At 51.0% G+C, this 24408-nt stretch carries 22 protein-coding genes; 19 read left to right on the top strand and 3 right to left on the bottom strand.

The features are described 5' to 3' along the window. The first annotated feature begins 157 nt into the window (after positions 1 to 157). From msrP to ACOQPU_RS15365, 7 genes are all read left to right on the top strand, one after another. Complete coding sequence (gene msrP / locus ACOQPU_RS15395; RefSeq protein WP_420640719.1) at positions 158 to 1180, top strand: protein-methionine-sulfoxide reductase catalytic subunit MsrP; 1023 nt, start codon at positions 158 to 160, stop codon at positions 1178 to 1180. A 34-nt stretch (positions 1181 to 1214) separates the two neighbouring features. Continuing rightward, entirely contained in the window at positions 1215 to 1898 is a 684-nt protein-coding gene (locus ACOQPU_RS15390; protein WP_420640718.1) for a sulfite oxidase heme-binding subunit YedZ, read from the top strand. Between the two features lie 170 nt (positions 1899 to 2068). Beyond that, entirely contained in the window at positions 2069 to 2785 is a 717-nt protein-coding gene (locus tag ACOQPU_RS15385) for a response regulator transcription factor (RefSeq protein ID WP_420640717.1), read from the top strand. Continuing rightward, a complete protein-coding gene (locus ACOQPU_RS15380) occupies positions 2782 to 3690 on the top strand; it encodes a sensor histidine kinase (RefSeq protein ID WP_420640716.1) in 909 nt (302 codons plus the stop codon). The genes ACOQPU_RS15385 and ACOQPU_RS15380 overlap by 4 nt, the downstream gene beginning before the upstream one ends. 108 nt (positions 3691 to 3798) lie before the next feature. Continuing rightward, a complete protein-coding gene (locus ACOQPU_RS15375; protein WP_420640715.1) occupies positions 3799 to 4893 on the top strand; it encodes a hypothetical protein in 1095 nt (364 codons plus the stop codon). Positions 4894 to 4998: 105 nt separating this feature from the next. Continuing rightward, positions 4999 to 6297, top strand: coding sequence for a PA14 domain-containing protein (locus tag ACOQPU_RS15370; RefSeq protein WP_420640714.1), 1299 nt, complete (start codon positions 4999 to 5001; stop codon positions 6295 to 6297). A gap of 171 nt (positions 6298 to 6468) precedes the next feature. Further along, positions 6469 to 8148 carry a L,D-transpeptidase family protein gene (locus ACOQPU_RS15365; protein ID WP_420640713.1) on the top strand — a complete coding sequence of 560 codons (1680 nt, stop codon included), beginning with the start codon at positions 6469 to 6471 and terminating at the stop codon, positions 8146 to 8148. A gap of 367 nt (positions 8149 to 8515) precedes the next feature. Here the strand turns inward: ACOQPU_RS15365 and ACOQPU_RS15360 are convergent, their stop codons facing one another. Continuing rightward, on the bottom strand, positions 8516 to 10699 hold the full coding sequence (locus tag ACOQPU_RS15360) for a molybdopterin cofactor-binding domain-containing protein (protein ID WP_420640712.1): 2184 nt from the start codon (positions 10697 to 10699) through the stop codon (positions 8516 to 8518). Further along, positions 10696 to 11184: a (2Fe-2S)-binding protein gene (locus ACOQPU_RS15355; protein ID WP_420640711.1), complete on the bottom strand. Its 489-nt coding sequence runs from the start codon at positions 11182 to 11184 to the stop codon at positions 10696 to 10698. Before ACOQPU_RS15355 ends, ACOQPU_RS15360 begins: the two co-directional genes overlap by 4 nt. Positions 11185 to 11326: 142 nt before the next feature. Between ACOQPU_RS15355 and ACOQPU_RS15350 the strand changes: the two genes are divergently transcribed. The 6 genes from ACOQPU_RS15350 (at position 11327) to ACOQPU_RS15325 (ending at position 16563) form a co-directional block, all read left to right on the top strand. Beyond that, the gene (locus ACOQPU_RS15350; protein WP_420640710.1) at positions 11327 to 11749 is read left to right on the top strand and encodes a secondary thiamine-phosphate synthase enzyme YjbQ; all 423 of its coding nucleotides are present in this window, start codon (positions 11327 to 11329) and stop codon (positions 11747 to 11749) included. A gap of 72 nt (positions 11750 to 11821) precedes the next feature. Beyond that, positions 11822 to 12649 carry an SDR family NAD(P)-dependent oxidoreductase gene (locus tag ACOQPU_RS15345; protein ID WP_420640709.1) on the top strand — a complete coding sequence of 276 codons (828 nt, stop codon included), beginning with the start codon at positions 11822 to 11824 and terminating at the stop codon, positions 12647 to 12649. A gap of 112 nt (positions 12650 to 12761) precedes the next feature. After that, positions 12762 to 13328 (top strand): TetR/AcrR family transcriptional regulator, encoded by a 567-nt coding sequence (locus ACOQPU_RS15340; protein WP_420640708.1) that lies wholly within the window; start codon positions 12762 to 12764, stop codon positions 13326 to 13328. 70 nt (positions 13329 to 13398) lie between these two features. Then, positions 13399 to 14346, top strand: coding sequence for an oxidoreductase (locus tag ACOQPU_RS15335; protein ID WP_420640707.1), 948 nt, complete (start codon positions 13399 to 13401; stop codon positions 14344 to 14346). Then, positions 14343 to 15272 (top strand): oxidoreductase, encoded by a 930-nt coding sequence (locus ACOQPU_RS15330; protein WP_420640706.1) that lies wholly within the window; start codon positions 14343 to 14345, stop codon positions 15270 to 15272. Before ACOQPU_RS15335 ends, ACOQPU_RS15330 begins: the two co-directional genes overlap by 4 nt. Before the next feature lie 67 nt (positions 15273 to 15339). Next, on the top strand, positions 15340 to 16563 hold the full coding sequence (locus ACOQPU_RS15325) for a low temperature requirement protein A (RefSeq protein WP_420640705.1): 1224 nt from the start codon (positions 15340 to 15342) through the stop codon (positions 16561 to 16563). A 55-nt stretch (positions 16564 to 16618) separates the two neighbouring features. Here the strand turns inward: ACOQPU_RS15325 and ACOQPU_RS15320 are convergent, their stop codons facing one another. Continuing rightward, the gene (locus ACOQPU_RS15320; RefSeq protein WP_420640704.1) at positions 16619 to 17506 is read right to left on the bottom strand and encodes an AraC family transcriptional regulator N-terminal domain-containing protein; all 888 of its coding nucleotides are present in this window, start codon (positions 17504 to 17506) and stop codon (positions 16619 to 16621) included. A gap of 333 nt (positions 17507 to 17839) precedes the next feature. On the opposite strand from ACOQPU_RS15320, the gene ACOQPU_RS15315 reads away from it, so the two are divergent. The 6 genes from ACOQPU_RS15315 (at position 17840) to ACOQPU_RS15290 (ending at position 24392) form a co-directional block, all read left to right on the top strand. Continuing rightward, a complete protein-coding gene (locus ACOQPU_RS15315) occupies positions 17840 to 18805 on the top strand; it encodes an SDR family NAD(P)-dependent oxidoreductase (protein WP_420640703.1) in 966 nt (321 codons plus the stop codon). 245 nt (positions 18806 to 19050) lie between these two features. Continuing rightward, the gene (locus tag ACOQPU_RS15310; RefSeq protein ID WP_420640702.1) at positions 19051 to 20181 is read left to right on the top strand and encodes an ISAs1 family transposase; all 1131 of its coding nucleotides are present in this window, start codon (positions 19051 to 19053) and stop codon (positions 20179 to 20181) included. A 12-nt stretch (positions 20182 to 20193) separates the two neighbouring features. After that, on the top strand, positions 20194 to 21069 hold the full coding sequence (locus ACOQPU_RS15305; protein ID WP_420640701.1) for an SDR family NAD(P)-dependent oxidoreductase: 876 nt from the start codon (positions 20194 to 20196) through the stop codon (positions 21067 to 21069). 248 nt (positions 21070 to 21317) lie between these two features. Next, a complete protein-coding gene (locus ACOQPU_RS15300; RefSeq protein WP_420640700.1) occupies positions 21318 to 22265 on the top strand; it encodes an oxidoreductase in 948 nt (315 codons plus the stop codon). An 11-nt stretch (positions 22266 to 22276) separates the two neighbouring features. After that, a complete protein-coding gene (locus ACOQPU_RS15295) occupies positions 22277 to 23467 on the top strand; it encodes an alpha/beta hydrolase (protein ID WP_420640699.1) in 1191 nt (396 codons plus the stop codon). Further along, positions 23457 to 24392, top strand: coding sequence for an oxidoreductase (locus tag ACOQPU_RS15290; RefSeq protein WP_420640698.1), 936 nt, complete (start codon positions 23457 to 23459; stop codon positions 24390 to 24392). Before ACOQPU_RS15295 ends, ACOQPU_RS15290 begins: the two co-directional genes overlap by 11 nt. The last annotated feature ends 16 nt before the right edge of the window (positions 24393 to 24408 follow it).

Here is a 24408-nt window from a genome sequence, read left to right as displayed (position 1 = left end):
TGAACTTCTCCAGTACGGCAAATGCGAATGTGTAAGTTCTGGGTTTGTCACTTATTTTGGTGCTTGTAATCAACTCATAAGAATTTATTTAGAAAAAGATCATAAGATTAAGGATAATTGCATACTCAAATAGATAGAAAACATTCGAGGAAGAAGCATGTTAATTAAAAAACGTTCCAGGATCGAGATTCCTTCATCTGAGATAACTCCGAAATCTGTGTATCTTTCACGCCGACATTTTATGCGCGGGGCTGCCGCTGCCGTTGCTGGTGGTCTTTTAGCCGCTTGCGGTGCGCCAGATGCAGAACCTGTTGCTGATGGCGATGGTGCGGCAACCACTATTGCCACAGGAAACTCTGCTGAAGAAAGTTACGTGCTAGATGCCATGCCAGGGACTGTTAGCAGCAACTTCGACGAACGTGGCGATCCGCTGAATAGCCTTGAGGAAATAACCACCTACAACAATTATTATGAGTTTACTACCGACAAAACCCGCGTTGCTCCATTAGCCAAAAATTTCCCAACGGCTCCCTGGCAGGTTGATGTAGGTGGTTTGGTCAATAAGCCAAAAACGTTTGGCCTGGAAGAGTTAATGGCATTTGAGCAAGAAGAGCGCATCTACCGGATGCGTTGTGTGGAAGGCTGGTCGATGGTGATCCCCTGGATGGGTTTTCCGCTCTCCAAGTTGCTGAATGAGGTAGAGCCAACATCGGCAGCAAAATATGTCCGTTTTGAAACGATTGAGGATACGGACAATATGCCCGGCGTTCGCAGTTCGCTCTTCCCGTGGCCCTATGTGGAAGGGCTGCGCCTTGATGAAGCGATGAATGATCTCGCAATTTTGAGTACAGGACTTTACGGTCAGCCACTCTTGCCTCAAAATGGCGCGCCAATTCGGCTGGTTGTACCGTGGAAATATGGTTTCAAGAGCATTAAATCAATCGTCAAAATTGATTTGGTAGACACGATGCCGGAATCTTTGTGGATGAAGGCTGCGCCCAACGAGTATGGTTTCTTTGCGACCGTGAACCCAAATGTGCCTCATCCGCGCTGGTCGCAGGCCACAGAGCGGCGCATTGGTGAGTTTGGACGGCGTGAGACGCTGTTGTTTAATGGGTACGGTGATGAGGTAGCCCATCTGTACGACGATCCAGATTATGATACGACGCAATCCAGCTAAACGATAAAGCACTGTGACGAAAGAGAGTAAGCAAATGTCTGTAATTTCTGGCCGGGAAACGGCCGTTTCCACCCAACCCAAACGCCGCAGCCACAAAAAAACGGCCAAGCTACTCACCTGGCTCACCCATTTGGGTGCTTGGGTGCCGCTGGCCGTGCTGGTAGCAGAATATTTCACCAATAATTTGGGTGTAGACCCCGTGCGCGAGATTTTGTTCCATACCGGCACTACCGCGCTGGTGCTTCTGGTGCTCTCGCTGGCGGTGACCCCGGTGAACATTGCCTTTGGTTGGAAGCAGATGATTCCGCTGAGACGGCCGTTAGGCCTTTACGCTTTCTTCTACGTCTGTTTGCATTTGCTCACCTTCGTTTGGCTGGATTATGCACTAAATCTGGCTTTTATTGTTGATGGCATTGTTGAGCAGCCATTTGTATTGGTCGGCACGATTGCCTTCTTGCTGCTTATTCCGCTAGCCATTACCTCGACCAAAGGGTGGCAGCGGCGGCTGGGCAAGCGGTGGAAGAAGCTGCACAAGCTGAGCTATCTCATCATTATTTTGGTGCTAGTTCACTTCATTTGGCTCGTAAAGAACGTTTACATTGAACCTGCCATCTACACTGGCATTGTGGCCTTACTCTTCTTAGCGCGATGGCAGCCAGTTAAGCAAAAGCTGCTTCGCTGGCAGCGTCAAATTCGGATGCGCTTAAAAAAGAGTTAGCCGTAAAGGATGGTTTGATTTTAGCGTGAATCAGAGCCTAATTTCCAAACAATATTAACGAGCCTGGCATGATTGCCAGGCTTTTTTGTGTCCTGAGCGTGTAGGTTTCGGTGGGGAGATGTAACTGTTTCGGCACAACGGCCGTTCCCCAAATCTGCTACAATTTTTGCATGACGACGCAACTAACCCTGCTGCTGGTAGATGATGAAGCAGCCATTACCGAAAATCTGGCACCATTTTTAGAGCGTAGTGGCTTTATTATTCTTGTTGCTGGCGATGGTGAATCTGCTTTGGCGAAGGTAGAGGCATCTGCGCCCGACCTCATCATCTTGGATGTGATGATGCCCAAAATGGATGGCCGGGCTGTGCTGCGCCAACTGCGCCAGCAAGGGGATTGGACGCCCGTTATTTTGCTGACGCAAGTTGGCGAGGCGTTTGAGCGGGCGATGGCGCTGGAAGAGGGTGCAGACGATTACCTGAATAAGCCATTTGACCCACATGAGCTAGTGGCTCGCATTCGGGCAGTTCTGCGGCGGGCGCGGCCTGGCGAACGGCCGTTAACTGCCGCCCAAAAGCTAACAAGTCGCAACCTCACATTCAATCGCTTAACGCGCCGCGCCTGGTTAGGCGATGAAGAAATTCACCTAACGCCCAAAGCGTTCACACTGTTGGAATACCTGATGACGCACCCCGATGAGCTGGTGAGCCGGGAACGTCTGCTGGACAATGTTTGGGGGTGGGCGTATCCGGCAGGTACCCGCACTGTTGATTCGCGCATTGCTGAACTGCGCCGCGTCTTGGGGGATAATGCCAACGATCCTGCGTTTATCGAGACCGTGCCTAGCCAGGGGTACCGTTTTGTTGCGCCAGTGCAGGGGGCAACATGAGGCAAAAATTGTGGCTGGGTGCGGGCGTACCGCTTGTTGTGGGGCTGCTGCTGGCGCTTCTGTTCGGTCAAACCCGTTTGGCAAACCCAACACTGTTTTTACGCATTAGTTTGAGTACGGCCGTTCTGCTCACTGGCCTTACTGCCACAATTTTGCTGGCCGCTGCGATTGGGTGGCATTTACACCAACAGAACCAGCAAGCGCAGGCAGAAAAGTCGTTGCGAGCCACTGTCGCTGAAGACCGCCGCCGATTTTTGCAACGGCTGGATCATGAATTGAAAAATCCTCTCATGGCCATGCGGGCTGGGCTGGCAAACGTGAGCAATGGACAGGACGAAGCGGCTCAGCAGGCGTTGGCTTCCATTGAGGCGCAAACGGTACGCTTGAGTCAGCTTACGGCTGACTTACGCAAGATTGCCGAGCTGGAGACACGGCCTTTAGAGCTGGCTTCCGTTGAGATGGAAAGTTTGTTGCTGGAGGTATTTGAACTGGCGCAAGAACATCCCAGCAGTGAGGGGCGCAAGCTGACGCTGACCGTACCGCAAGCTCCCTGGCCGCTGCCCTCCGTGCTGGGAGATAGGGATTTGCTCTTTTTAGCCATCTACAACTTGCTAGAAAACGGATTGAAATATACGGCCGTACCCGACGCCATTGAGCTGCGTGCCAGAGAAGAAGACAATTTTGTCATGGTTGAGGTAGCCGATACCGGGCCAGGCATTGCTACGGCCGACCAACCCTACATTTGGGAAGAGCTGTACCGGGGGGAAGCTGCCCGTGGCATACCTGGCAGCGGGTTGGGGCTGGCGTTGGTGAAAGCGATTGTGGCTCGGCACGGGGGGCAAGTGGCACTTTCCAGCCGCCTTGGTCAGGGTACTTTGGTAATTCTGCGCTTGCCCATTGCCTGATGTAACAAATCTGCCACATCCTCTGCTAAATTGATTACCGCTGTGCCATACGGCCGTTACACCCACTTGTTACCCTACCAATGAGATATGTTTATTGTGGAGGTTGTCATGATTGACACAAAAAAGGGATTGGTTTATTGGCTACTGTATGTTCTGGTTTTGGCAGCTGTTTTGGGATTAGCTGCCTGTGGTGAGCTGGAGTTTGGTGTCGAAACCAAAGCCAGCAGCGGCCGACCAGAAGTGACGGTGGTCACCACCACTATCGCTGAAATTCCCGAAGGGATGGTGTTAGTCACGGTTACGCCTACAGCCTTACCTACGATAGCCAACACGCCAGCAGAAACGGCCGTTCCTGCACTCACAGATACCCCTTCGGCAACTGCTACCAAACTACCGTTGCCAGCACCCACCCAGGCACCTGCTACCCCTAGACCACCACAACCAACTGCCACGTCCACGACCGCCTGGGCGGAAATATTGAACGGGCTGACATTGTCTACAGGTGCTGTTTCGCCCGGAAACAGTGCTACCGTGAATTACAACACCATTGCTACCTCGGTATTGTTGTGTATGGCACCTCCCCTGTCAGACCAATGGCAATGCCAGGATGCGCCGCTGGCTGGCCCCTATACATTTTCCGTCGATCCCACAACACGCACCAATCTGAATCTGGAACTGCGTGCCTTTCTGGATGATTCAAGCGCGTATTCGTCTGAGGTGCTGATGGTTCTTTGTCCGGAGGATAGATGGTTTTTTGCTGGCCCCCCAACAACTTGCCCGGCTGCGTCTCCGATAGAAACGGCCGCTGCTTTCCAGCGTTTTGAAAATGGTGCGATGGTTTGGCTAGAGGATGGTCAATATTGGAATGAAGGGGAAGTTATTTTCATTTTGCATGATGATGCCAGCCAGTCGCTTGATGCCTTCCCAGAAAGCGGCATCCCCGATGGCCCTATGCCAGACGACGAATACAGCCCGCCAGACGGCCGTTATGTACCGGAAAGTGGCTTTGGCCGCATCTGGCGCGGGAACAGTTGGGTGCGGCAGCGTTTGGGCTGGGCGTTAGCACCAGAGATAGGCTACCTTACCCCCATCCAGCAGGAAATAACCAACCAGGGGCTGTTCATTTACTTTCAGGATGATCAAGATCAACTCATCGTGTTGAGTGCGTCTTCGGGGCGCTGGGCCGTGCGCAGCCAGCCGTAAAAAGAGCGTGAATTAAAAAAGGGAGGTGTTACAAACGGCCGTTGCCACCCGACAACCTCGTACAGAACCGTAAAAACAAAGCAGTGTATCTTTAGGAGGCAAATCATGTACCGTAAATTAACGATTGTATTAGCTTTATTTATTGGATTGCTGCTCTTTCAGCAAGCTGCCTTAGCCCAAGATGGCCCCACGGGTCAGCATACCGCTTCGGTTTGGGATGTGTCCTATTGGAACAACAAAACCTTGAGCGGGAACCCTGTAGTAGAAACGGTCGAATCCAAAATTGACTGGGATTGGGGCACAGGTAGCCCCAGTGGCCTACCCTCAGACGATTTCTCCGCACGCTGGACCAAATACATAGATGTTTCCGGCGGCACGTATCGCTTTACCGCCACTGCCGATGACGGCATTCGCGTCTATGTAGACGGCAACCGCATCATCGACGAGTGGAATGATCATTCCGTCCTCACCTTCACAGCAGACCTCACCCTCTCCGCCGGGCATCATGAACTGGTAGTAGAGTATTATGAAAATGGTGGTTTTGCCGTCTCCAAATTTAGCTGGGGACCCAAACCCAACGATATCGTCAACTGGCGCGGCGAATATTTCCACAACCGCACCCTGGCCGGTTCACCCAGTTTGGTGCGCGACGACGCCAACATCAACTTCAACTGGGGCAACGGCGTGCCAGCCCCCGGCCTTTCTAGCGACAACTTCTCGGTACGCTGGACACGAACCATTAACTTCCCCGCTGGTAATTACCGCTTTACCATCACTGGGGATGATGGTGTGCGCCTTTGGGTCGATGGCCATCTGCTAATCGACAAATGGTTTGATCAGGCCGCCGCTACCTATTCTGATGTTATTCATCTATCTGGCAATGTGCCGATTAAGATGGAATATTACGAGCATGGTGGTTTGGCAGTCGCACAATTGAGCTGGGCACTGGACAGTGGCAATCCACCCCCTCCACCTCCCAGCGGAGCGATTGTGATTGACAACACCAGCCCCGGTTTTGTGACTGGCGGTGCGGCGTCATCCTGGCGTTCATCCACCGCAGGCTACAACAACGGCATGATCTGGACTTACAACAACGATTATGCCCGGAGTAGCTACAACTGGGCACGTTGGTATCCGTCGTTGAATGCTGGCCGGTACGAAGTGTTTGTATTTATCCCATCGAAAAACGCTACCACGACCTCAGCCCGTTACTGGGTCTCCCACCGGGATGGCTTCACCCTGCGCGTGGTGAACCAGTTGGCTTACAGTGACCAATGGGTATCTCTTGGCACGTATTGGTTCCGAGGGAGCAGCAGTGAGTACGTTTCTCTGGCCGACGTCACGGGCGAAAGCTACCTATCCCGCCTTGTTGGTTTTGACGCAGTAAAGTGGGAATCTAGATAAATTTTCCTCTTGTCTGGGCGGTTCCTAGGTAGGTAATAGCCTGGGAACCGCTTTTTTACGGCCGTACCCTTCCAGCATAACAACAATCAGGCAAGCGTCAGGCAAAGCGGAACAAAGTCCAGTATGCTGACGTTGTTCAATAGATAACCCATTTTTGTACAGGACGATTCAATGCAAACCAGCGAACTCAAAACCCAATTTTTCCGCAGACCCGCTGCACCCAAACCATCCAGAACAGACACGGCATCACCTGTTCAGGTGCGGGCGATGGCAGAAGCCCCAACCCAACTTTGGTTTCCCGCTGCTCAGCCAGACGTATTGCCGCCGCCAGTTCGTCGCAAACGGCCGTTTCTCAAACATCTCTTTGTTGGCTTAATCTTGCTGACGCTGCTGGCCATTGGCTTTACGGCCGTTGCGGGTGCCAGCCTGTTTTACATGAGCGAGATGGTCTTGCCCGGTGTGCGGGTGATGAGCACCGATGTAGGGCGCATGACCCTTAGCGAGGCGGCTGTGGCCTTGAGCGAGCTCTCTAGCCAGCAAACCATTCGGCTGACGCATGGTGAAACTGTTTGGCTCATTTCTGCTGAAGAGCTGGGGCTAACAATGGATGCCACCGCGACGGCCGAGAATGCGCACGAATACGGCCGTACCCCTGCCGCCTGGTTTGAGCTAATCCAAACTGGAGCGATGACGGTAGAGCCAATTTGGATATTGGATACGGCCGTTGCTCAAACTACCCTGCAAGCCCGTGCCGATGAACTGGCTGTAGAACCTATCAATGCCGGATTGATTATCGAAAACGGTCAAGTGACAGTTACTCCTGCGGTTGATGGGCAAATGCTAGACGTGACGGCAACCGTCTCTGCCCTGGCACAAACAGGGGCAACGGCCGTTAACCAAAACGGCAAGGCGGCCCAAAGCCGCCCAATTCCGTTGGCAATGCAGGTTGTTCCTGCCGCCATCACCGATGTGAGCGGCGTAGTGGCTCAGGCCGAGGCGTTGCTCAGTACCACCATCACCATCCACGCTACCGATCCGGTGCGCGACGAGGCAGTGAGCTGGGTGGTAGGGCCGCAGGTGTGGGGTAGCTGGCTCACCCTGGCTGTCGATCCCAACGACACGACACGATTCGATTGGGTCATCGAGCCAGACAAGGCTGCCCAATTTTTTACTGAGCGCAACGTGGCTCTGGGTGAAAATCGGTATTTGGACAGTGAATTGGCGTTAACGGCCGTTGCCGACGCCATCAAAAACCAACAGGAGCGCATCGATCTACGCATTTATCACAGCCCCAGCCAGTATGTGGTGCAGCCGGGCGATACTTTTGCCGGAATCGGCCGTAAAGTCGGCATTCCTTACCCCTGGATTCAAGCAGCCAATCCCGGCGTAGCCGACGCGCTTATCGTTGGGCAAACGCTCACCATTCCCTCGCCGGACGAATTGCTGCCATATCCGGTGGTAGATGGCAAGCGCGTTGTGGTCAGCATAAGCCAGCAGCGTGCTTGGGTGTATGAAAATGGTGCGCTCAAATGGGAATGGCTGGCCAGTACCGGCATTGCCTCCAGCCCTACCGCGCCTGGTGTCTTCCAGATTCAAACGCACGAACCCAATGCTTACGCTGCCAACTGGGATTTGTGGATGCCCAGCTTCATGGGAATTTACCAGCCCGCGCCCAACGTAGAATTTATGAACGGCTTCCACGGCTTCCCCACGCGCGACGGAGCAAACCTGCTGTGGACCAGCAATTTGGGGACGCCCGTGACCTATGGCTGTATACTTCTAAGCAATGAAAATGTGGCCCAGCTGTATGAATGGGCCGAGCAGGGTGTGATTGTAGAGATTATGCCTTAAAGGATTAAGCTGATGATGGCCATGTTATTGGTTGTATGCGGGGCCGGGCTGACACTAGCAGCAGTTGGCGTTGGCCTCTATTTCTTTTTGAAGGATCGGGAGTAATCATTATGGTTGCTTTTGGCGTTTCTGAACTAGCGATTATTGTTTGCGGTGGGGGTTTACTACTTGTTGCTGTGGTTGCGGGACTTTACTTTTGGCAACAGCGAGAAAGGTAAGAAGAAGATTTTTATGTCACTCGTTTTATTGCTGCTGGTTGTAGGCGGGGTGGTGCTGTTTGCAGGTTTAGGCGTTGCGCTGTACTTTTTCCTCCGCGACCGTGAAAAATAAAAAACCGATTTCTCAAAGAAATCGGTTTTTTGTGAATCTAGCTATTTAACCGCATGGGCAACTGGGTGAGCCGCTGCCCCATAAGAGCAAACACGCCATTGCCCACGGCCGCTGCAATGGGGCCAATGGGCGGTTCACCAACGCCAAAAGGTTCCTCACCACTTTCCAGAAGCTGTACGTGAATATCCGGCGTCTCTTTTAGCGTCAGCAGCGGGTAGCGGTCAAAATTGGCTGCTTCGATCGCCCCATCCTTAACTGTAATTTCCTCGAAGAACGTAGAGCTTAAGCCCATCACAATGGAGCCTTGCGCCTGGGCGGTCGCCCCGTCCGGGTTGATCACCAAGCCAGGGTCCATTGAGCAATACACGTTGTGCACTCGAATTTGGCCATTCTCTACAGAGACTTCGGCAATTTGGGCCACGACCGTTTTGGCATCAATGTTTATAGCCAGGCCGTGTGCGCGGCCTACTGGCAGAGTGCCGCCCCAGTTGGCCATCTCGGCCACGGTTTCCAGGGCGGTGCGGAAGCGGCGGCTTACGTCGCTGTTGGTCAGATGGTTAAGGCGGAACTGTAGCGGGTCTATTCCGGCAGCGTGCGCCATATCGTCCATAAAACTTTCAATGGCGAAGGTGCTGGCCAACAGGCCAAGGCCACGCCACGGCCCGGTACGAACGGGCAGCGGGGTGCGGTAGCTCACCATTTGGCGGTTGGGGATGCCCTCATATAACAACCGTGCGCCACGGTACGCACCAAAATCTGCGCCCACAATAGCAGAGGCGATGCTGGGAAAGAAGCTAAACAGCACATCGCCGCTGGCAATTTCGTGCTGCAATGCTTCGATACGGCCGTTTCCTCCCAACCGTCCCTTCATCACGTGATGGGTGGACGGCCGAAAAAAGCCATACCGCATATCCTCGGTGCGGTTCCAGCCTACATGTACGGGCCGCCCGGCCGCCTGAGACAGACGGGCCGCCTCGACGGCCGCTTCCACATTCAGCTTGCGGCCAAAGCCACCTCCCAGATAAGTTGGAATAACTTCTACCAGCTCTTCATCGACGCCCAGCACCTCAGCCAGCTCACCGCGCACCACGTAGGCAGATTGTGTCGAAACCCAGGCAGTCACTTTGTCGTCCTGCACGTCTACCAAAGCGGCTTGCGGCTCCAGGTGGGCATGTGCTGCCAGCGGCGTGCGGAATTCGGCGGTCAGCACGTCGCCATCCAGCAAATTGCCAACGTCCCCTTCTTTCTGGGCCACAACGCGCGTACCATTCCCTACGGTAACAATCTCGTCCAGATCAGACTGCTGCCAGAGACGGCCGTCTTCCCACTCTACATCTAGTGCCCCCACACCCCCATACGCTTGTAAGCGGGATTCCGCGGCCACGCCAGCAAAATCATCTTCCGCCACGACGGCGACGACGCCAGGGCGGTTAGGTACTTCGCCAACGGCCGCCCGCGCCAGCTTGCCCTCGATGGTCCGCGGTCGGGCTACTGCACCATACAGCATGTTTGGTAAGCGCATGTCGAAGCCATATTTGGCCTCACCCGTTAGCTTGCTTTCAAAATCAATGCGTGGCGTTGATTTGCCCACAAAGCGAAATTCAGAGATTGGTTTCAACGTTGGTGGCTCTTCAGGCACCTCCCAACTGGCCACATCTGCGTTGGCCGCAATGTCGCCATAGCGAATAGATTGCCCGCTGCCAGCAGTAAACACACCTGCGGCCACGCTCAGGCTGGCGGCCGAAACGCCAAGCTGCCGTGCCGCTTCCTGCCGCAGCAGTTCGCGCAAAGTGGCAGCTGCCTCACGAATCGGCGTGAAGGTGCTGGAAACGGAGTTACTGTTGCCCGTGCCAGCACCATCATTTAGCCCTTGTGACGTATTGGCTTGCACAACCTCGATCTGCTGCCAATCTACTTCTAGCTCTTCCGCCGCAATTTGTGCGAGGGAGGTGTGTACGCCCTGGCCCATTTCCACTTTGGGATTAAAGAAACGAATGCGATTGTCGGCGGTGATCTCAAACCAACTGGTGGGAGGGGCCTCGACGCCGCCAAATGAGCCACCTTCAGCGACAAGATCAGCAATTGCCAAGCGGGCATGGGGCAAACCAACGGGAACGCCAACGGCCACCGCTGCGACGGTGGCACCCAGGCCAATAAGAAAGCCGCGTCGGGAGACACGCCATTTTTTCACATTGCTTTTAGGGGAGTCCTTGGTGGTCATACGGCCGTTTCCTCCTGCGTGGCTAGCTGTTCTGCGGCTTTGGCCACTGCACCTTTAATGCGGAAATAGCAGCCGCAGCGGCAGTAATTTTCGCCCATTGCTTCAACAATTTCATTTTCGTTGGGGATTGGGTTTTTGGCCAGGAAGGCAGCGGCGGTCATTATTTGGCCACTCATACACCAGCTGCATTGTGGCACTTGGTCTTCCAAAAACGCTTGCTGCACAGGATGCAGCGTAATCATGCCATCGTCAGCTACGGTGGGCAAACCTTCAATCGTGCGAACCTCACCGTTAATTGTTGTGAGTGGTGTTACGCAACTGCGCACCGCTTCGCCATTGATGTGGACAGTGCAGGCACCACAAAAGCCGGCACCACAGCCAAACTTGGTGCCGGTTAGCCCCAATTCGTCCCGCAACACCCACAGCAGAGGACGTGGCGGTGATTCAGCAATATCGTATTCATCTCCATTGATTGTTAGTTTCATGATTTCTTGATCCCAAGTAAGATTGTTAGATAATGCTATTGTAACACGGTTTGAACAATATTTGCACATATATTGCACAGATTAATATAGCTCTCAGCCACTTTGTGCAGTTTTGGATGGGTTTGTTTATGGAGATTAAGTAATGGGATGGATACAAAAAGAGATTCGATTGGAGGCTCGTCAACGAGGCTTTCATTTGATAACGGCCGAAATTAGCCAACAGTTACCGGAATTGCGCAACTTCCAAATCGGGCTGGCCCACATTTTCATCCAGCACACCTCGGCTGCGCTGGCACTCAATGAAAACGCCGACCCAACGGTGCGGCAAGATATGGAGCGTCATTTCAACGTGCTGGCACCAGAAAATGCGCCTTATTTTGTGCATACCTACGAAGGGTCAGACGATATGCCAGCGCATATCAAAGCGGTGTTGCTGGGCAGTTCAGTAACCGTGCCGATTAGAAACGGCCGTTTCCATCTCGGCACCTGGCAAGGCATTTATCTTTGCGAACACCGCAACCGGGGCGGCAGGCGTCGGTTAGTGGTAACCGTTCACGGGGAATAAATTCCACAGATTACGCAGATTTTTCTTTGTATTCTCTGCTTCTTTGCGCCTTTGCGTTAAAAAGGATTTCCAATGGGTTTAAGATTTGAAGATCAGGTTTGTGTCGTGACGGGTGGCACCCAAGGCATTGGCTGGGCGATGACCTGGGCACTCGCGGCGCAAGGAGCAATTGTCTACGCTTGCGGCTTTTCGCAAGGCAGTTTGGACAAAGCCGAAGCGGAGCGCGCCACGCTGCCTGCTGCCAGCCAGATTCACCTGAGTCGTTGCGATGTGACGGATCAGGCGGTGTATGAAGCATGGTTAGAGGAGATTTGGGTGGAGAACGGCCGTATCGATCTTCTCATTAACAACGCCGCCTTTGTCCGCTGGGCAGATGTGCTGGATATGACGGTAGAAGAAGCGCAGCGCACCATGCGGGTGGGCTACGACGGCATGATCATTGGCACTAAATTTGTGCTGCCCAAAATGCAGGCAGCTGGGCGCGGTCATATTGTCAACATTGGCTCCGTGGCGGGGCGGGCGTTTGTGGGCGGCGCGTCGGCGGCGTATGCGGCGACCAAAGCGGCCATCGACGCCTACACCCAAATTTTGCACGCCGAGCTGACCCATTCGCCAGTCAACGCCACGATTGTGCGGCTGGGTACCGTGGCCGGGACCGACTTCTTCCGCAAACACGTTTCCAACGAGCGAATGCCCCCCTTTACCCAATTTTTACCAGCGCTGACGCCAGAGCGGGTGGCAACGGCCGTTCTCCACGCCATCGTCAAAAAGCGTCAAATTCTCACGCTGCCACGCTACCTGGAACTGCTAACCTTTGTCTACAACCTGTCGCCGCGCTTCGCCCGCTGGCTGGCCCAAGTTGGCGGTCCCAACTGCAAAGATTACGCTGGAGTTGATTAGATTTGCCATAGAGCGTACAGAGGTTTTAGAGATTACCGCTTTTTCCTCTGTGTTCTCTGTGGCTCTAGATTGGGTATTGACTGATTAGTCAATCTATATTATACTGCTGCCCATGACCGATAAAGCCAAGCAACTCATCGAAGCCTCCATCGACCTTTTTGCGAAGGAAGGGTTTTGGAACACGCCCACTTCCCGCATTGCCAAACACGCGGGCGTCGCGACCGGCACGCTGTTCAACTACTTTGAATCTAAAGATGTGCTGATCGACGCGGTGTACAAACAGCTTAAGCAAGAATGGATGGGTTATTTAATGGTAGGCTATCCCCACAATGGCACACTTAAGGAGTGCATTGAACACATCTGGTTTCGGCATGTTGATTGGGGCATCCGCTTCCCGGTGCGTTATGGCCTGATGACCCAGCTAAAATTGTCTGATTTGGTCAGCCAGGAAGCACAGCAAAGCCAGGAGGCAGAGATGGCCTTCCTTTATGAAATGACGCTGCGAGGCATTAAAGATGGCGAATTGATTGATATTTCCCCTGAATATCTAGGGCGAATATTTTATGCACAGTTGGGTGCGGCCGTTCAGCACGCCACCGACAACAACCTGCGCGACATGCCGCTTAACCGTCACATTGCCCAAGGGTTTGAGATTTTCTGGAAGGGCATTGCCAAGTAGTTTTTTTTGACAGTAATTGACTGACTAATCAATCTTTTGATAATTTGGTCACCAAAAGGAGTAATCAATTATGAGTAATAAATGGACACAAAATGATATGCCGGACCTGACTGGAAAGGTTGTGGTTATCACTGGCGCCAATAGCGGCTTAGGACTTGAATCTACCAAAGCGATGGCAGCAAAAGGGGCGACGGTGGTGATGGCTTGCCGCAACTTGAGCAAAGCGGAAAAGGCCAAGGCAGAGGTGTTGCAAGCTGTGCCAAGTGCCAAGCTAGACCTTATGCAGTTGGATAATGCCAGCCTGGATTCAGTGCGTACTTTTGCCGACGCTTTCAAAGCCAAATATGATCGCCTGGACATTTTGCTCAACAATGCGGGCGTCATGGCCATTCCGCGCAAAGAAACCGAAGACGGATTTGAAATGCAGCTCGGCGTGAACCATCTAGCTCACTTTGCTCTAACGGGCTTGCTGCTAGACGTTTTGACCAAAACGCCAGGTTCGCGTGTTCACAGCACATCGAGCAGCGCCGCCTTCCGAGGTGAACTCAATTTTGATGATTTGATGGGTGAGAAGGCGTACGGCCGTTGGACCGCTTACCAACAAAGCAAACTAGCCAACGCCGCCTTTACTACCGAACTGGATCGGCGGCTGAAAGCTGCTGGGCACGAAACCATCGCCAACTCATCCCACCCCGGTTTGGTCATGACCAATTTGCAAGCGAACAGCCTAGAGCAATCTGGCAGGCCGTTCCTTGAGCGAATGCTGTATCCAGTTTTTGAGAGTTTGCTAGCCCAGGACATCAGCATGGGCGTGCTGCCACAACTGTATGCCTCCGCGGCCCCAGAGGCGAAAGGGGGTGTTTTTTACGGCCCTAAAACATTTCGGGTGCGTGGCTATCCCGCCGAACAGCATTGCAATGACGTCTTGGATGATACGGCCGTCCTCAAACGGCTCTGGGAAATGTCTGAAGAACTGACAGGGATTCGCTATTCATTTTTTAAGGAGGAAATCAGATGAATGAAAATTGGACAACAGAAAATATCCCTGACTTAACGGGAAAAGTAATCATTATTACGGGTGCAAATATTGGGCTTGGCTTTGAAACAGCATTGGAAGTGGCTCGCAAAGGTGCCCAAACCATTATGGCTTGTCGCAACATGGACAAAGCGCAAGCGGCTCTGGCTGACATTCATTCAGAAATTCCCAACGCTCATGTAGAAATTATGCAGTTGGATTTAGCCAGCCAGGAATCAATCCGCCAATTTGTGGAGGCATTCCACCAAAAATATGATCGGCTGGACATTTTGGTGAACAATGCGGGCATCATGATGGTGCCGTATGGCACGACGGTTGATGGCTTTGAACGCCAATTTGGCACCAATCATTTGGGACATTTTGCCTTGACGGGGCGGCTCCTCGATTTGATTAAGAAAACACCAGGAGCGCGGGTTGTGACGGTGAGCAGCCTGGCGCATCATCGCGGCGACATGGATTTTGACAATCTGATGTATGAAGGTGGCAATGGGTATGATCGGCAGGATGCTTACGGCCGTTCCAAATTAGCCAACTTACTCTTTACCTATGAACTGCAGCGGCAGTTTGAGAAGCACGATGTTGAGGCAACGGCCGTTGCCGCCCACCCTGGAATTTCTACCACCAATTTGGCCGATCATTTGCTGCGCCGCTGGTATTTTCGGATTTTGGTGCCGATCTTTAAGCTGATGGCCCAAAGCGCGGCGCAGGGTGCCTTAACCAATCTGCGAGCGGCCGTTGATCCCACCATAAAAGGCGGGCAATACGTTGGTCCCGACAAACCCAATGAACGAACCGGATACCCCGTTGTGGTGCAATCCAATGCGGCCTCTCACAATGAAGCGGATGCCCAAAAGCTGTGGCAGGTTTCAGAAGAATTAACCGGGGTGCATTTCAATTGGAATAATTAACTATCCAGGTGCGGCGCACCTTCAATTTGCGTCGCACTTTTGGGTTGAACGAGGAGAATCAGGGCATATGAACACAATCAGGCAAAATTTCCGGCAGTGGTGGCAGCCACCCCGCAGGCTTGCGGATCGAGAAGAAGATCGCAGCGTCACCTTTTTGGAACTGTTTTATGACCTGGTTTATGTGGTCATTGTGGCTGAATTGGCGCATGCGCTGGCTGGGGATATAAGTTGGGCAGGTGTCGGCCGTTTTGCCTTTTTGTTCATCGTTGTGTGGTGGGCGTGGTGGAATGGCACCAGCTATCATGATTTGCACGGCAACAATGACATCCGCACCCGCGTTTTTACCTTTTTGCAGATGGGAACTGTGGCGGCGATGGCTGTTTTTGCCCACAACGCGATGGGTGAAGGTTCGACGGGATTTGCCTTGTCTTATGCTGCATTCCAATTTATTTTGCTTTATTTGTGGTGGCGTTCTGGCGTTCACGATCCGGCACATCGGCCGTTGTCCCAGCCATTTGTGGCCGGTTATTTGCTGACGACGCTACTCTTTGTAGGGTCAGTATTTTTTGCAGAACCGGTTCGCTTTTATCTATGGGGAGCGGCTTTGCTGCTTTCGCTACTGCTGCCAGCAACCATGTTTATGGTCGGGCGTGATGACCCAGAGATACAGGCGCAGATTGATTTGAGTACGGCCGTTTCTCCTTCCCTGGTCGAGCGTTTTGGCCTGTTTACCATTATTGTGTTGGGCGAAGTCATTGTAGGTACAGTGGGCGGTTTGGCTGAACATCACCATTTAGATTTTCAAGTTGGTTTAACCGGGGCATTGGGAATGCTGATTGCTGTGGGGCTATGGTGGCTCTACTTTGACTTCATCTCACATCATAAGCCGCTGCCTAGTAGAAACATGGTTTTTGCCTGGTTTTACCTTCATTTGCCGATGACGATTGGGATTGTGGGTGTGGGAGCGGCCGTTTTGAATATTGTTGAACATGCGGGTGAGCATTTGCCCGGTGAAGCTCGCTGGCTGCTGGTAGGGGCGCTGGCTCTGGTTTTGGTAACTATCACCCTGCTCATGCACACGATTCAATATCCAAATGAGAACCGGCGCATTTACAATGCGGGTGGCTGGTCAGCCCTGATCTCTGCCGTTGTCATTGCCTTGCTGGGCATAACCAACTTAGAGATCATGCCATTGCTTATCATTGTTATTTTGCTGCTGTTGGCTCCCGTTTTCTACAGCTTCCGCGTATGGATCGAAATGTTGGGTGCGGAAGAGATCCCCCTTTCTTAATCAAGTGTGGCAATGTGGGGAGGGGGGAACGGCCGTTCCTCCCCACCTCTTTCTCCTAAACAACCGTAGCCGATGGCGCATACCCAAAATGCCGCTTGTACTCTCGGCTAAACTGCGCCGGGCTGTTGTACCCCACCAGATACCCCGCTTCACTGGCATTTTTCCCGTCCCTGATGAACTTGTTCGCCTGGAACAGCTTCACCGACTTGGCATATTGCAATGGCGATACGTGCATCACCGACCGGAAATGCTCATAAAAAGTCGTGCGGCTCATATGAACCATCGCCGCTAGTTGTTCCACAGAAACAGGTTGGTCCACATGCTGATGAATATGGTCGATGGCCCTGGAGATGCGCTGAATTTGCCCTCGCTGGTGCAGCAGCGAACGCAGCACAACGCCGCTTTCGTGGCACAGCAGGCGGTAGTGAATCTCATCTATGAGCAGGTCGGATAAAACGGCCGTATCCCGCACACTCTCCAATGCTTCAAACAGCCGCAAAAATGGACGAATCAGCGCATCCGTCAACGGCAGCGAAAAAATACCCGACATATCTTCGGCTGCGGGCTGCGCTGCAAATCCTTCAGCCCGCTCAATTTTCATCAAAATAGCAGACATGCGTTCCAGACTCAGGCCAATAACGGCCGCCAAAAACGGATTATCTGGAGTCGCCCCAATAATTTCAGTTTGTACAGGCATAGATAAAAGGATAGCCAGCCCTCTGCCTACCCCATATTCATATTTCTGCTTGCCGACGTAACAATTCTTTTGGCCCCGTCCACCAATGAGTAGAAACGGTTCGTAAGCTGTCCGAATCTTTGCGTGTGATTCAGATTCCCTGATGACAATCAGGTTATCAAGGCTGGTCGTGTTGACACCCTCCTGCGGGCCATACTGCTCCAGCCGACTTACAAACGCTTCGAAGAGTTTTGGTTGATAGGTCATTCGCTTTCTTCCTAAATATTGTATACCGTGAAACACTTGACTTATTATAACGAGATTTTCGTTAGACAAGCTGAATTATATATAAATTGGGTGCCAAATAGAACAAAAACACGGAACAACCGGACAATTGTGCAAGCCATCCGAACATTTATGTATTCAGCTAGTCCATTTTCAAGCGTATCATATTACACATAACATGGACGTTCATTCGGTCACAAAATGGGGATAAAGCACATGCTTACCAGCGAATGCACAATCGTCAATCCCTAATCGTAAATCCATTTTATGGGTGTCGATGTCAAAAGTTGCTAAAGAGGCCATAAGGAGTTTGAAATGCCAAGAATAAAACGACACATTGATGAAAAAACCGCGGCTAAAGACATTAACGGAAAAGTGTACATTGTAACTGGAGCCAATTCCGGCGTTGGTCTGGAAACAACCCGCCAGTTGGTCAAGCAAGGCGGTCATGTTGTCATGGCCTGCCGCCGACCAGAGGCAGGCGAAGAAGCTGCCCAAAGCTTCGCTGGCGAACCGGGTAGCTACGACGTGATGCAGCTTGATCTAAGTGACCTGCAAACCGTTCGGGACTTTGCCGCTGCATTTCAAGGGAAATACGATCGATTGGATGGCATGGCTTGTAACGCCGGTCTGATGACGCACGGTAGCGAACCAGTATATACAAAAGATGGCTTTGAAATGTCGGTTGGTGTCAGCTATTTTGGTCATTTTCTGCTCACCGAGCTTTTGTTAGATACGCTGAAGCAAGGCGAGCCATCACGATGGGTAATCGTTTCCTCTGTGATGCATGCTGGTGGGCCTAGAAATCGGCCGAATGTCGATTTAGATGACATCAACTTCAAAAACCGGTCATTCAGCAACACGGACGCCTATGCCGAAGCAAAAGTGGCAACCGTCTTGTATGCCAAAGAGCTTGCCGAGCGTTTAGAAGGAACCGGTGTCTCTTGTTTCTCAGTACATCCGGGTTGGGCACGATCCAACTTTGGATCAGGCGGCGGCCCGTTAATGAGATTTGCAATGGCAGTGGCAAGGCCGCTTACCCGCTCAATGTCTGACAGCAACGAAGAATCTGCCCAATCCACCCTGCACTGTTTGCTCTCAGATGATGCCCCAAACCATTCAGGGGCGTACTTCAGCCAAAGCAGTGTCCTCTACCGCGACAGAGAGTGTCGCGATGGCGGTTGGCCAATGGAATCACCCAATCCCAATGCCAAAAATATGGACACGGCTCGGAAATTGGTTGACATGAGCTACGAAATGGTTGGATTAAGCAAGGCGTAAAGCTAGGCAAATCACAAGAAGATATTTGAGATAGATTAAGTTAGTGAAAGGAGTTTTTTAAAAATGCCAAGAAGAAAATTAGCAATTGATGCAAAAACCGCATCAAAAGATTTAAGCGGAAAAGTATACATTGTAACAGGCGCCAATTCTGGTGTCGGTTTGGAATAGGGCTGTTTCAAAGTCGGCAGTCGCAAAAAAGGTGAAATTGCAGCATAGTTTCCAAAATCCCTGCAAGGAGCGGAAACATGCAAATTACAATTCCACCTCTAGTCACCATTTTCGACCCGATAGCCGATTGGCGCAAGCCGCGCGGCAAGCGATATAGTTTGATTAGTCTGTTCAATTTTATCGTGCTGGCTATGCTCTGTGGCAAAACAAGTGCTCGGGGCATGGCAAGATGGGGCAAATATATGCCAGCAGGGCGCAAATCGCGCCTAGGTATCAAGCCACACCATCACCCATCGGCCGCTATGTTGTGTCGCGTATTCTGGCAGATAAAACCAGAAGCCCTTGAAGCCAGTATTCAAGCATGGGTGCATCAAGTCCATCAAGAATTAGTCGCAGCAGGCATTGCTCGGGGCATTGCTATCGATGGCAAAAGCATTCGACGCGCCGCTTCATTGGGCAGCCCCAATGCTTTCCTTGTTTCGGCTGTGTGTCATCAGTTACGCATTGTGCTTACTCAAGCAGCGGTAGAAGACAAAACCAATGAAATCAGCTGTGTCCCCCCTTTACTTGAGCGATTGCTGCTGAAGGGATTGGTCATTACGGTGGATGCATTGCTCACTCAAAGAGCGATTGTGCGTCAGATTCGACAAGCTGGGGGTCATTATTTGATGTATGTCAAAGGCAATCATCCCCGCTTGCTTTGGTCGTTGGAAGCACGGTTTGCCCAGCCACAGCCCAGAAACGAGCCTCCATTTCTTTATTACAAAAGCGTCAACAAGGGACACGGCCGTCTGGAAATTCGTGAGCTATGGAGTGCACCGACTAACAATGCCTATCCGCACTGGCCTGATGTGGCTCAGGTTTTTCATCTCAAGCGGAAGCGATGGGTACTCAAACCTAACAAATACAGTGAATCCTATGTCTATGGGATAACCTCTTTGCCCCAAGCTGAGGCAAAACCTGCTGACCTTATTGCCATTACCCGAGACCACTGGGCAGCCATTGAAAATGGTCTTCATTGGGTGCGGGATGTGGTCATGGGTGAGGATGCTTGTTCAACTTGCAAGCCGGGTGCCCCGCAAGTTCGGGCTGCTTTTCGCAATATCGTTATTAACCTTGCTCGTCTAGCTGGTTTTGCTTCCGTTTCTGAGGCCATTGATGCCTTTTCGGCTGACCCTACCAGAGCATTAGACATTCTTCGACTTTGAAACAGCCCTAGTTTGGAAACGACCCGTCAGTTGGTCAAGCAAGGGGGGCATGTCGTGATGGCCTGCCGCCGACCTAACGCCGGGGAAGAAGCTGCCCAAAGCTTCACCGGATTAAAAGGCAGTCATGAGGTCATGAAGCTGGACCTCGCCGATTTGCAATCTGTGCATGACTTTGTCACAAATTTCTTAAACAAGCATGACCGATTGGACGGGCTGGATTGCAATGCGGGCATGGTTTCTCATGACAGAACGCCTAAATACACAAAGGACGGCTTTGAAATTTCCTGGGCCGCCAGCTACTTTGGGCATTTTCTGCTCACAGAGCTATTGCTAGATGTGTTGAAGCAAACCCCATCATCAAGAATCGTTATTGTTTCTTCTGTTGTACATGCGGGCAATCCAAGAAACCGCCCCGATGTACATTTGGACGACTTGCATTATAAGACAAGACGTTACAGCAATTTTGCCGCCTATGGTGAGGTAAAAGTGGCCAGCGTTCTCTATGCAAAGGAACTGGCGGAACGATTGAAAGGGACAGGCGTCTCGGCCTTCTCGGTTCATCCCGGCTGGGCACGGTCAAACTTTGGTTCAGGGGCTAGGTTCCCTATGAATCTGGTTTTGGGGCTAATGGGTCCAATCTCAAACTTGATGGGAATGACAGACAGTAATGAAGAATCTGCTCAGACCTCGTTGCACTGCCTGCTTTCTGATGATGCACCAAAACATTCAGGAGCCTATTTTAGCCAAAGCAGTGTGATATATCGAGACCCAGGAACACGGGATGGGGGCTGGCCGTTGGAATCTCCCAACCCCAATGCGAAGGATTTGAATAAAGCCCGCAAATTGGTTGATATAAGCTATGGCTTGGTAGGTCTAAAGCCAGCCTAAGACAAAAAGCAAACGCCCAAAATTTAGATAGGAAGAGTGCATATGGGCGTTTGCTGACCGTTCAAGGGGGGAAGCCTGAACGAAATAAGCCACAACAAAATCACCACGCTACCCCTATCATCTTCGCCGAATGGTGTCAGGTTTATTCAAGTTGCATCTTTGCAAAAGCAGATCGACTTTCTGAGTAGGCAAACTTGAATTTGCATCCGCCTGTTAAGACAAGTATTAGGGCAGATGAGGAGAAAATCATGCCGAACACAAATTGGACGACCAATAATATTCCCAACCTAGAAAACAAAGTTTTCATCGTGACAGGCGCAAATGCAGGTCTTGGGTTTGAAGCTTCAAAAGAGCTAGCCCGAAAAGCAGCCAGCGTGATTTTAGCTTGTCGCAATATGGACAAAGCAAATATCGCATTAACCGAACTAAAGGAAGAGATTCCCAATGCTTCATTAGACATCATACAACTTAATCTAGCCAGCCTGAAATCCATCCACCAATTTGCAGATGAATTCAAGGCTAAATATGACCGTCTGGATGTGCAACTAAATAATGCAGGCATTATGTTTCTTCCTGAAAAAAGGGAGACAGAGGATGGGTTTGAGCTTACGTTTGGCACAAATGTGTTAGGTCATTTTGCTTTGACTGGCCTGTTACTAGATGTATTGAAGGCAACACCCAAGTCAAGAGTGGTTAACGTTTCCAGTTTTGCACACAGAAGTGGTCAAATCGATTTCGATGATTTGATGTTTGAAAACAAAGCGTTTCATGGTGGAGAAGCATATGCCGCTTCAAAACTTGGGGGCATATTATTCACCAATGAACTGCAACGACGCTTTGAAAGCAACGGATTTGATTGTATTTCTGTCTCAGTGGATCCGGGATTTGTGAGAACAAATTGGTTAAGACATCAAGCTTCCGGGAATTTGTTAAATGAGTTTATCGCCTTTGTCGGTGGCATCGCTACCCAAGCAGTTGGACAAAGTGTTGAAATGGGTGCTTTGTCGCTGCTCAGACCCGCTGTTGATACCGTAGTTAAAGGCGGGGAATTTTACAGTCCTGAAGGAAAGTTTCACTTACCCAGAGGGTATCCCGTGCTCGCAGAATCAAGTGAAGCCTCACACAATGAAAATGATGCGAAAAAACTCTGGGAAGTGGCAGAGAAACTGACTAATGTTCAGTTTCAATTTCACTAAGGAGAAAGATAATGCCTAAAATCACACTCAAAACAAGTCCAATTTGGAGATACGTTCTATTGGCTTTGGTTATTAGCTTGGGATTTGCCTTGGTCTTGATGCTGGTGCCAATTAATACGGCCGTTTGGTGGGGCAGAACAGTACAAGTCGGTCTATATATCGGTTTGGGATTAACCTTAATTTCAATACCGTTAAATCTACTCGGACGGCGACAATTCGATCCAGTTGGTTCTGACACTTTCAGATTTGACTCATCAAATCTGAGACCAGGGAAAAACAAGGTTGAGTACATTAGCGACGGCAGTAAGATTGTTGCCGATCTCTATATGCCAGATGATTTTGTGGCTGGAGAAAAAAGACCAGTCGTCGTGATTACCCCTCCCAATTCAGGGGTAAAAGAACAAACTGCGGGATTATATGCTCAAAAATTGAGTCAAAAAGGGTTTATTACCGTGGCTTTTGATCCCAGAGGTTTTGGCGAGAGCGGTGGTCATTCCTTATATCTTGATATTTCAAGGCAAGTTGACGATGTAAAAAGCTCCATTGATTTTGTAAGCAACCTAGAACAAGTCGACACCAACAATATTTTTAACATGGGCATATGCGTAGGCACCGGCATTTCCGCTTACGAAACCGCATATGACTCCAGAATAAAAGCCGAGGCTATGGTTAGCCCAACGTTTCTTTCAGAAGATGAAAGTGTACTTCCTATACCTCTTGACTTGGTGTATATGATCGGCGGGGCGGCAAAGCTTTGGTACCTTGCTACCGGACGAGACATAAAATTTGGGCCTATGGTTCCGGAAGTTGCAATTGAAGATGCAGACGAAGACAAAATAAAGGTGGGTATGGGAGCATTCTATTATCTTCCGGGTATGCCTGGTGATGTACCAAATTGGCAAAACAGGGTCAGCATTCTATCACTCATCCCCATTATCGAATGGTTGAACTTTTTCGGCTTAACGAAGCGTTTTCGCTCAACCCCTGTATTCATGGCGTATGGATCCAACGCCTTTTCAAAAGGGTCGGCCATCAAGTTTTATGATCAGCTCGATGGCCCAAAAGACAGATTAGTGCTAGACGGTGCGGGACATTTTGACATGTATTGGAAACCTGAATATGTCGATCCTGTAGTTGAAAGCATATCGAAATTTTTTAACCGGCAAGTTGAATTGGAGTTAGGTGAAAACAATGCCAAATAATAACTGGACAGCGAAACAAATACCTGATCTGACTGGCAAAGTGATCATTGTCACTGGCGCTAACAGCGGGATCGGTCTTGAATCGGCACGTGAATTTGCCCGCAAGGGAGCCAATGTGGTGCTGGCCTGCCGCAGTATGGATAAGGCAAAAGCCGCGTTGGATGATATTCAGCAAGAGATTCCCAATGCTAAAGCTGAAATTATGCGACTTGACTTGGCCAGCTTGGAATCAATTCAAGCATTTTCTGAAAGTTTTAAGGGGAAATACGGCCGTTTAGACATCCTCCTCAACAATGCTGGCATTATGTGGATTCCTTACGGCAAAACGGTAGATGGTTTTGAAAAGCAGTTTGGTACCAATCATTTTGGTCATTTTGCCTTAACCGGACATTTGCTTGATCTCATTCTAGCAACCTCAAAAGCGCGCGTTCTCAACGTAAGCAGCATCGGTCACCGAGATGGCGTGATGGATTTTGACAATCTCATGTTTGAAGAGGGCAAGGATTACACACCACATGGCGCGTATAGCCGATCAAAATTAGCCAATCTCCTCTTTACCTACGAGTTACAAAAGCGATTTGAAGCAGCGGGTTCCTCAGCCATTGCGGTCGCAGCCCATCCCGGTGGCTCTAACACCAGCCTCGCTGACCATCTATTTGATGCTTGGTATTGGAAAGTCCTTTATCCACTTTTTGCCCTCGTTGCCCAAAGCTCCGCTATGGGGGCATTGCCATCGATTCGGGCGGCCGTCGATCCCAATGTCAAAGGAAGTGATTACTACGGGCCAAAAGGATTTATGGAATCACGTGGTTACCCAATTCTTGTGCAATCTAACGAAGCCTCGCACAACATGGCTGATGCACGCCGACTCTGGCAGCTGTCTGAACAGCTAACAGGTGTGCAATTTGAGATGCAGGCGCGGTGATTTATTTGACATAACA

It is taken from the genome of Candidatus Leptofilum sp. (assembly GCF_965223285.1).
Classification (GTDB): domain Bacteria; phylum Chloroflexota; class Anaerolineae; order Promineifilales; family Promineifilaceae; genus Leptofilum.
Note: the sequence above shows the minus strand (reverse complement) of the source record. Positions and strands in the feature narration are given on the sequence as shown.

Excerpts from the sequence above, each read along its gene's own strand:
- ACOQPU_RS15355 (WP_420640711.1), bottom strand. The coding sequence starts at position 11,184 with ATGAAACTAACAATCAATGGAGATGAATACGATATTGCTGAATCACCG.
- ACOQPU_RS15365 (WP_420640713.1), top strand. The coding sequence starts at position 6,469 with ATGCAAACCAGCGAACTCAAAACCCAATTTTTCCGCAGACCCGCTGCA.
- ACOQPU_RS15330 (WP_420640706.1), top strand. The coding sequence starts at position 14,343 with ATGAATGAAAATTGGACAACAGAAAATATCCCTGACTTAACGGGAAAA.
- ACOQPU_RS15315 (WP_420640703.1), top strand. The coding sequence starts at position 17,840 with ATGCCAAGAATAAAACGACACATTGATGAAAAAACCGCGGCTAAAGAC.
- msrP (WP_420640719.1), top strand. The coding sequence starts at position 158 with ATGTTAATTAAAAAACGTTCCAGGATCGAGATTCCTTCATCTGAGATA.
- ACOQPU_RS15360 (WP_420640712.1), bottom strand. The coding sequence starts at position 10,699 with ATGACCACCAAGGACTCCCCTAAAAGCAATGTGAAAAAATGGCGTGTC.
- ACOQPU_RS15325 (WP_420640705.1), top strand. The coding sequence starts at position 15,340 with ATGAACACAATCAGGCAAAATTTCCGGCAGTGGTGGCAGCCACCCCGC.
- ACOQPU_RS15340 (WP_420640708.1), top strand. The coding sequence starts at position 12,762 with ATGACCGATAAAGCCAAGCAACTCATCGAAGCCTCCATCGACCTTTTT.
- ACOQPU_RS15310 (WP_420640702.1), top strand. The coding sequence starts at position 19,051 with ATGCAAATTACAATTCCACCTCTAGTCACCATTTTCGACCCGATAGCC.
- ACOQPU_RS15300 (WP_420640700.1), top strand. The coding sequence starts at position 21,318 with ATGCCGAACACAAATTGGACGACCAATAATATTCCCAACCTAGAAAAC.
- ACOQPU_RS15335 (WP_420640707.1), top strand. The coding sequence starts at position 13,399 with ATGAGTAATAAATGGACACAAAATGATATGCCGGACCTGACTGGAAAG.
- ACOQPU_RS15390 (WP_420640718.1), top strand. The coding sequence starts at position 1,215 with ATGTCTGTAATTTCTGGCCGGGAAACGGCCGTTTCCACCCAACCCAAA.
- ACOQPU_RS15370 (WP_420640714.1), top strand. The coding sequence starts at position 4,999 with ATGTACCGTAAATTAACGATTGTATTAGCTTTATTTATTGGATTGCTG.
- ACOQPU_RS15380 (WP_420640716.1), top strand. The coding sequence starts at position 2,782 with ATGAGGCAAAAATTGTGGCTGGGTGCGGGCGTACCGCTTGTTGTGGGG.
- ACOQPU_RS15385 (WP_420640717.1), top strand. The coding sequence starts at position 2,069 with ATGACGACGCAACTAACCCTGCTGCTGGTAGATGATGAAGCAGCCATT.
- ACOQPU_RS15320 (WP_420640704.1), bottom strand. The coding sequence starts at position 17,506 with ATGACCTATCAACCAAAACTCTTCGAAGCGTTTGTAAGTCGGCTGGAG.
- ACOQPU_RS15350 (WP_420640710.1), top strand. The coding sequence starts at position 11,327 with ATGGGATGGATACAAAAAGAGATTCGATTGGAGGCTCGTCAACGAGGC.
- ACOQPU_RS15345 (WP_420640709.1), top strand. The coding sequence starts at position 11,822 with ATGGGTTTAAGATTTGAAGATCAGGTTTGTGTCGTGACGGGTGGCACC.
- ACOQPU_RS15295 (WP_420640699.1), top strand. The coding sequence starts at position 22,277 with ATGCCTAAAATCACACTCAAAACAAGTCCAATTTGGAGATACGTTCTA.
- ACOQPU_RS15290 (WP_420640698.1), top strand. The coding sequence starts at position 23,457 with ATGCCAAATAATAACTGGACAGCGAAACAAATACCTGATCTGACTGGC.
- ACOQPU_RS15375 (WP_420640715.1), top strand. The coding sequence starts at position 3,799 with ATGATTGACACAAAAAAGGGATTGGTTTATTGGCTACTGTATGTTCTG.